The organism is Streptomyces sp. NPDC007162 (assembly GCF_040634175.1).
Taxonomy (GTDB): Bacteria; Actinomycetota; Actinomycetes; order Streptomycetales; family Streptomycetaceae; genus Streptomyces.
This window is the reverse complement of the sequence record NZ_JBEYFC010000529.1, coordinates 1-5,980: the sequence shown is the minus strand read 5'-3', so window position 1 is coordinate 5,980 and position 5,980 is coordinate 1. Positions and strand designations below refer to the sequence as shown.

5 protein-coding genes are annotated in these 5,980 nt (G+C 71.7%); all 5 read left to right on the top strand.

Annotated features, from left to right (window positions below; all coding sequences use genetic code 11):
* The first annotated feature begins 439 nt into the window (after positions 1-439).
* Positions 440-1,666 (top strand): serine hydrolase domain-containing protein, encoded by a 1,227-nt coding sequence (locus ABZ646_RS38180; protein ID WP_360529775.1) that lies wholly within the window; start codon positions 440-442, stop codon positions 1,664-1,666.
* A gap of 101 nt (positions 1,667-1,767) precedes the next feature.
* Positions 1,768-3,117: a CAP domain-containing protein gene (locus tag ABZ646_RS38175; protein ID WP_360529772.1), complete on the top strand. Its 1,350-nt coding sequence runs from the start codon at positions 1,768-1,770 to the stop codon at positions 3,115-3,117.
* 56 nt (positions 3,118-3,173) lie between these two features.
* Positions 3,174-3,851 (top strand): AIM24 family protein, encoded by a 678-nt coding sequence (locus ABZ646_RS38170; protein WP_360529769.1) that lies wholly within the window; start codon positions 3,174-3,176, stop codon positions 3,849-3,851.
* A gap of 85 nt (positions 3,852-3,936) precedes the next feature.
* Entirely contained in the window at positions 3,937-4,896 is a 960-nt protein-coding gene (locus ABZ646_RS38165; protein ID WP_360529766.1) for a threonine/serine dehydratase, read from the top strand.
* 199 nt (positions 4,897-5,095) lie between these two features.
* A partial coding sequence (locus ABZ646_RS38160) for a serine/threonine-protein kinase (RefSeq protein WP_360529763.1) occupies positions 5,096-5,980 on the top strand: 885 nt, incomplete at its 3' end.

The following is a 5,980-nucleotide window of genomic DNA, read 5'->3' as shown; positions in this document are numbered from 1 at the left end:
GCCGTCGTGGCGGCGGCGGCCGAACCGTGCACCCCCGTGTCGGGACCGGCGAAGGCCGTACCGGCCAGGCCCGTGGCGGCCGTCGTCACGGCGACGGCGACCGCCATGCCGCGTATGTGCGCACTACGCACTGATCAGGGTTCCTTTGCTCAGACGGCGGTCGGGGTCGTCGACCGCCGTGCGGAATGACGCCGTGGGACGCCAAGGGGGCTGGTCGGGCCCCGGCCGCAACCCTTCCGGACGAGTCATGTCCATGTAAAGCGCAGTTCGTCGCTTTTCTTGCTTTTCGTGGCGATACTTTGCGAAACCGCATCGCACGGTGATCGCTGGATGACCAACTGTGCGTCGGCTGTGGAGATGTGACGGGATGCGAGAAGGTTCCCCGAACCGGATGTGACCCATCTCGCATCGGAAACAGCACGGAGAGGAGCAGGTCCGGATGGTCTCGGCAATGGTCAGCAGAAGCGCGGTGCTCGGAGCGGTGGCACTGTCACTGCTCGCGGTCCCGGCCCAGGCGGCGCCGCTGAAGGCGGGAGCACACCCACGAACGGCGAACGCCCTGCCGGCACCGGACACCGCGGGACTGGCCGCGGTGCTGCGCTCGGTCGTGGCGAAGGGGGCGCCCGGCGCGATGGCCCGTATCGACGAGGGCGCGAAGGTCTACCGGACGACGCAGGGCGTCGCCGACCGCATGAGCCGAAGGGCCATCACCACCGCCGACCGCTTCCGCGTCGGCAGTGTCACCAAGACGTTCTCGGCGGTCGTCCTTCTGCAGCTGGTGGACGAGCACCGGCTCGCCCTGGACGCGCCGGTCAACCGCTATCTGCCGGGGCTGCTCCCGGACGACCGCATCACCGTGCGGCACGTGCTCAGCCACCGCAGCGGTCTGTACGACTACACCGACGACATGTTCGCAAGCAGCGTGTCGGGCTTCGAAGCGGTCCGGAACAAGGTCTTCACCTACCGCCAGCTGGTGAACCTCTCCCTGCAGAAGCCGCGCACCAACGCGCCGGGCGCCGCCTACTCGTACTCCAACACCAACTTCGTGGTCGCCGGCATGCTCATCGAGAAGCTCACCGGGCACAGCGTGAAGACCGAGTACGAGAACCGCATCTTCAAGCCGCTGGGTTTGACCGACACCTTCTACGTCCACCCGGACACGAAGATCCCCGGGCAGCACGCCAACGGCTACCTCACCGCGGACCAGGCGGGCGCGAAGCCGATCGACGCGACCGAGCAGACGGTGTCCTGGGCCCAGAGCGCGGGCGCCATCATCTCCACCACCCGCGACCTCAACACCTTCTACTCCGCGCTGGCCGGCGGAAAGCTCACCTCGGCCGCCCGGCTGGCGGAGATGGAGCGCTTCACCCGCGTCAACTCCAACACCTCCTACGGCCTGGGGCTGCGCCGCCGCGACCTGTCCTGCGGGATCTCGGTGTACGGCCACACGGGCGCCGTCCAGGGCTACTACACGTACGCCTTCACCACCAAGGACGGCAAGCGCAGCCTCACCGCTCTCGCCAACGCCTCCAACAGCTCCGCCGTGCTCAACACGCTGGCGGACACGCTGGAGCCGGCCTTCTGCGGCAAGCAGCGCTCCACGCGGCGCCTCGACACGCCGCTTGAGCGGGAGGACGTGGCCCCGGCCGCGCCGCGCGAGCAGTAGCACCGGGACCGGCAGGGAACCTCGCGCCCGGACCGGACGTTCAACCGGCGACTCCCCCACCGGGCGCGGTGTTCGGCCCCTGACCTCGTAGAGGCGGCGAGATGAGCGAGCTGGTCCCCGGGGGCAACGTGCCCCTCCCGGACGGCGCGCTGACGCTCCGGGTGGCCGGCCCCTTCGACGTGTCCGCCCTGATCACCGACGAGAGCGGGAAGGTCGGCGGCGACGCCGACTTCGTCTTCTACAACCAGCCGGACGCGCCCGGCGTCCGGCTGCGCGGCGACACGCTGACCGTCGAGCCCGGCCTGCTGCGGTCCGGCGCCGTGCGGGTCACCCTCACGGTCACCGCCGCCGAACCGGGCACCCCGCTCGGGACACTGCCCGCCGCCACCCTGCACGTCACCGACCGCCTCGGGCATCCGGTGGCCCGCTTCGCCCCGCCCCGGCCGCAGGCGGAGAGCCTGCTGCTGCTCGCCGAGATATACCGCCGGGGCACCGGCTGGAAGCTGCGCGCGGTCGGCCAGGGGTACGCGGACGGACTGGCGGGGCTCGCCCGGGACTACGGCGTGGACGTCGTCGAGGACCGGCAGCCGCAGCGACCGGCCGGTTTCCGCGCCACCATCCCGCCGCAGCGCACCGCGACGGCGCCGGGCCGCCCCGCGGCCGCCGCCCTCCCCGACCCCGACGATCCCCTGGGCCCGGTCAACTCCGCCCGCGCCCGGGCCGGGCGGCCGCCGGTGGCCCCGGACCCCCGGCTGGTCACAGCGGCCCGAGCCCACGCCACCGCGATGGCCGAGGCCGGCCGGCTGACCACCGAGGGCCGCGACGGCGTCTTCGTGCACCAACGGATCACCGGCACCGGCTTCGCCTATGTCACGGTCGGCGAACACCTCGTGTCCGGTCCCCGCACCCCGGCCGAGTTCGTCGACTACTGCCTGGCCACCGAGGACGCCCGGCGCACCCTGCTCGATGCGGCCTTCACCCACGCCGGCCTGGCCCACGCCCGCGGCCCGCGGGACGGGGACACCTACTGGACCGCGCTGTGGGCCAGGCCCCTCACCGAGGCCGAGCTGTCCCGCACCCGGGCGGAGGTCGTCGAGCTCACCAACCGGGAGCGCGCCCGGGCCGGGCTCCGCCCGCTCGCGGAGGATCCGCAGCTGGCGTACGCCGCCCAGGCGTACAGCACCGACATGGCGACCCGCGACTTCTACTCGCACACCTCTCCCGAGGGCTCCCAGCCCTGGGACCGGGCCGCCGCCGCGGGCTCCCGGCGGCGCACCATCGGCGAGAACATCGCCTGCGGCCAGCGCTCCGCCGCCGAGGTGGTGGACGGCTGGATGAACAGCCCCGGACACCGGGCCAACATCCTGAAACCGGAGTTCACCCACATAGGCACCGGCTTCGCCGGCGGCGGCCGGGCGGCCACCTACTGGACCCAGTTGTTCGGTGCCTGAACCGGTACGGTCCGCGATCTTGGCGGAACGCATCCCTCCGGGACACCATGCCCCGCATGAAGGGTGATCTCTTTTCCACTGAGAACATGGTCGCGGCGGCCGTCGAGCCGGGTATGACGATCGAGAACGCGAAATGCGTCAAGTACGCGGTGAACGGCGAGATGTACGCCCGCCAGGGGGCGATGATCGCGCACCGGGGCAATCTGAGGTTCGAGCGCAAGGGCCAGGGCGTGGGCGGCATGCTCAAGCGCGCCGTCACCGGTGAGGGGCTGCCGCTGATGTCCGTGCTGGGCCAGGGCGAGGCCTGGTTCGCGCACGAGGCCCAGAACTGCTTCATCGTCGAGGTGGAGCCCGGTGACCAGTTCACGGTCAACGGCCGCAACGTCCTGTGCTTCGACGCGTCCCTGTCCTACGAGATCAGGACCGTGAAGGGATCCGGCATAGCCGGCGGCGGTCTGTTCAACAGCGTGTTCTCCGGGTACGGCAAGCTCGGGCTGATCTGCGACGGGAACCCGCTGGTGATCCCCGTCTCCCCGCAGTCCCCGGTCTACGTCGACACGGACGCGGTGGTGGGGTGGACCGCGCACTTGGAGACCTCGCTGCACCGCTCGCAGTCCATCGGGTCGATGCTGCGCGGTGGTTCGGGCGAAGCGGTCCAGCTGATGCTCCAGGGCGACGGGTACGTCGTGGTCCGGCCGAGCGAGGCCACCCCGCAGAAGGCTCAGCAGCACTGACGCCGCGGGTTGACCAGGGGCGTCCGTCCGGGTCAGGGTGCCGAAGGCGCGGTCTTCCGCCCCCGCGCCGGAAGGGTGAACCGTCTTGATCGGCATCTCGGACATCGAAGCCGCCGCCCAGCAGATCGCCGGCCACGTCGTCCGCACTCCCACGGTGTCCAGCCCCGGTCTGTCGGAGCTGCTCGGCGCCCCCGTCACGGCCAAGCTGGAACTCCTCCAGCGCACCGGCTCGTTCAAGGCGCGCGGCGCGACGGCGAAGCTGCTGTCGCTGAGCGCGGCCGAGCGGGCGGCCGGCGTGGTCGCCGTCAGCGGCGGCAACCACGGCATCGCCCTCGCGGTGATGGCGGCGGCGCTCCATGTGAAGGCGACCGTGGTCATGCCCCGTACGGCCCCCGCCCGCTCGATCGCGCTGGTCGAGGCGGCCGGGGCGGCGGTGCGGCTGACCGACGGGATGGACTCGGCGTTCGAGCTGGTGAACGTGTTGCGCGACGAGGGGCTCACCCTGGTCCACCCGTTCGACGATCCGGTCGTGATCGCCGGGCAGGGCACGCTGGGCCTGGAGTTCGCCGAGGACGCGGACGAACTCACCGATGTGCTCGTCAGCATCGGCGGCGGGGGCCTGATCGCGGGTGTGGCGGTGGCGTTGCGGGACCGGCGCCCGGACCTGCGGGTGTGGGGTGTGGAGACGCGGGGCGCACAGGCGATGTCCGAGGCCCTGGCCGCGGGCGGTCCGCTGCCGGTGCGGGGGTCGTCGATCGTGACGACGCTCAGCGCGCCGGCCGTGTCCCGGCTGACGTACGACCATGCGGCGTCGCTGGTGGAGGAGGTCCTGGTGGTTGCGGACCGGGAGGCCGTCCGGGGCAGCCTGGAGTTCGCCGAGCACGCCAAGGTGTGGACCGAGCCGGCCGCCGGATGTCTGCTGCCGGCCGCCCGGCAGGTGCTGGAGCGGGTCGGGGACGGGGCGCGCATCGGCCTCGTGGTGTGCGGGGGCAATGTGACGCACCGGGAGATCGCCGAGTGGACGGAGCGCTTCGGGCTGGACTGACGAGCGCCTCGCGGTCTGGTTTTTACCGTCGGTTACCCGCAGGTCGAGGCTCGGACATGCACCGTTTTCCCAAAGTCGGCCGCGGGTGCCGCCGGTTGAATAAAAGGAAAGAACCGCCCCGGAGTTGCAGATCCTTTGAACAAACCGGGGCGCGTCCCCCGTACTTCTGCACAAGACGAGGCAGGAGTTCCGACGAGGGATGACGATGGTCAAGGCGCATGTCTCTGTACAAGAGTTGGTCGCCGGAAGGTACCGGCTCCTCGAAGTCGCCGACCGCGAGCCGAACCGCATCAGCTGGTACGCGGAGGACGTACAGTCCGAGCGACCGCGACTGGTGACCCAGATCGGGTTCCCCGAGCCGCCGAGCGCGGACACCGTGCGCCGGACCACCGCCCGCATACTGCGCTCCTCCGAGGTCATGAGCGCGCTGCGGCCCGGCCGGGTCGCCATGGTGATCGACGCCTTCGAGGAGGCGGGCGCGCTCTGGACCGTCACGGAGCTGATCGACGGCACACCACTCAGCGAACTCCTGGCCCGGGAAGCCTCGTTCGACTACGCGCGGGCCGCCCGGATCGGCCTGGAGGTGCTCGACGTGCTGGATGCCGCGCACGGCGACGGCTACACCCACGGGGAGCTCAGTCCCGGCCAGATCTTCGTCCGTGACAAGGGCCCGGTGGTGCTCACCGGGTTCGGCCTCGCCGGCGCGACGCTGGCCCCGAGGGTCACCGCACCGTCGTACGCCTCCCCTGAGCAGGCCCGCGACGAGCGCATCGGACCGGCCGCCGACCTGTGGGCGCTCGGTGCGATCCTGTACACGGTGGTCGAGGGGCGGCCGCCGTTCCGGGACCGCGGCCGCGCCGACGCGACCCTGAAGGGCGTGGACCGGCTGCCGCTGCGCACCCCGCTGCGGGCCGGTCCGCTGACCCAGGTGATCCAGGGCCTGCTCCGGAAGAACTCCCGGGAGCGGCTGAGCCGTCCGGTGGTCCGCGACGCGCTGACCCGTGTCCTCGACGAGGACCCCGACACGATGGCGCAGCCGGCCCCGGTTCCGCGGCTGCGCGGCGCCTACGTGGCCGCCCGGGCC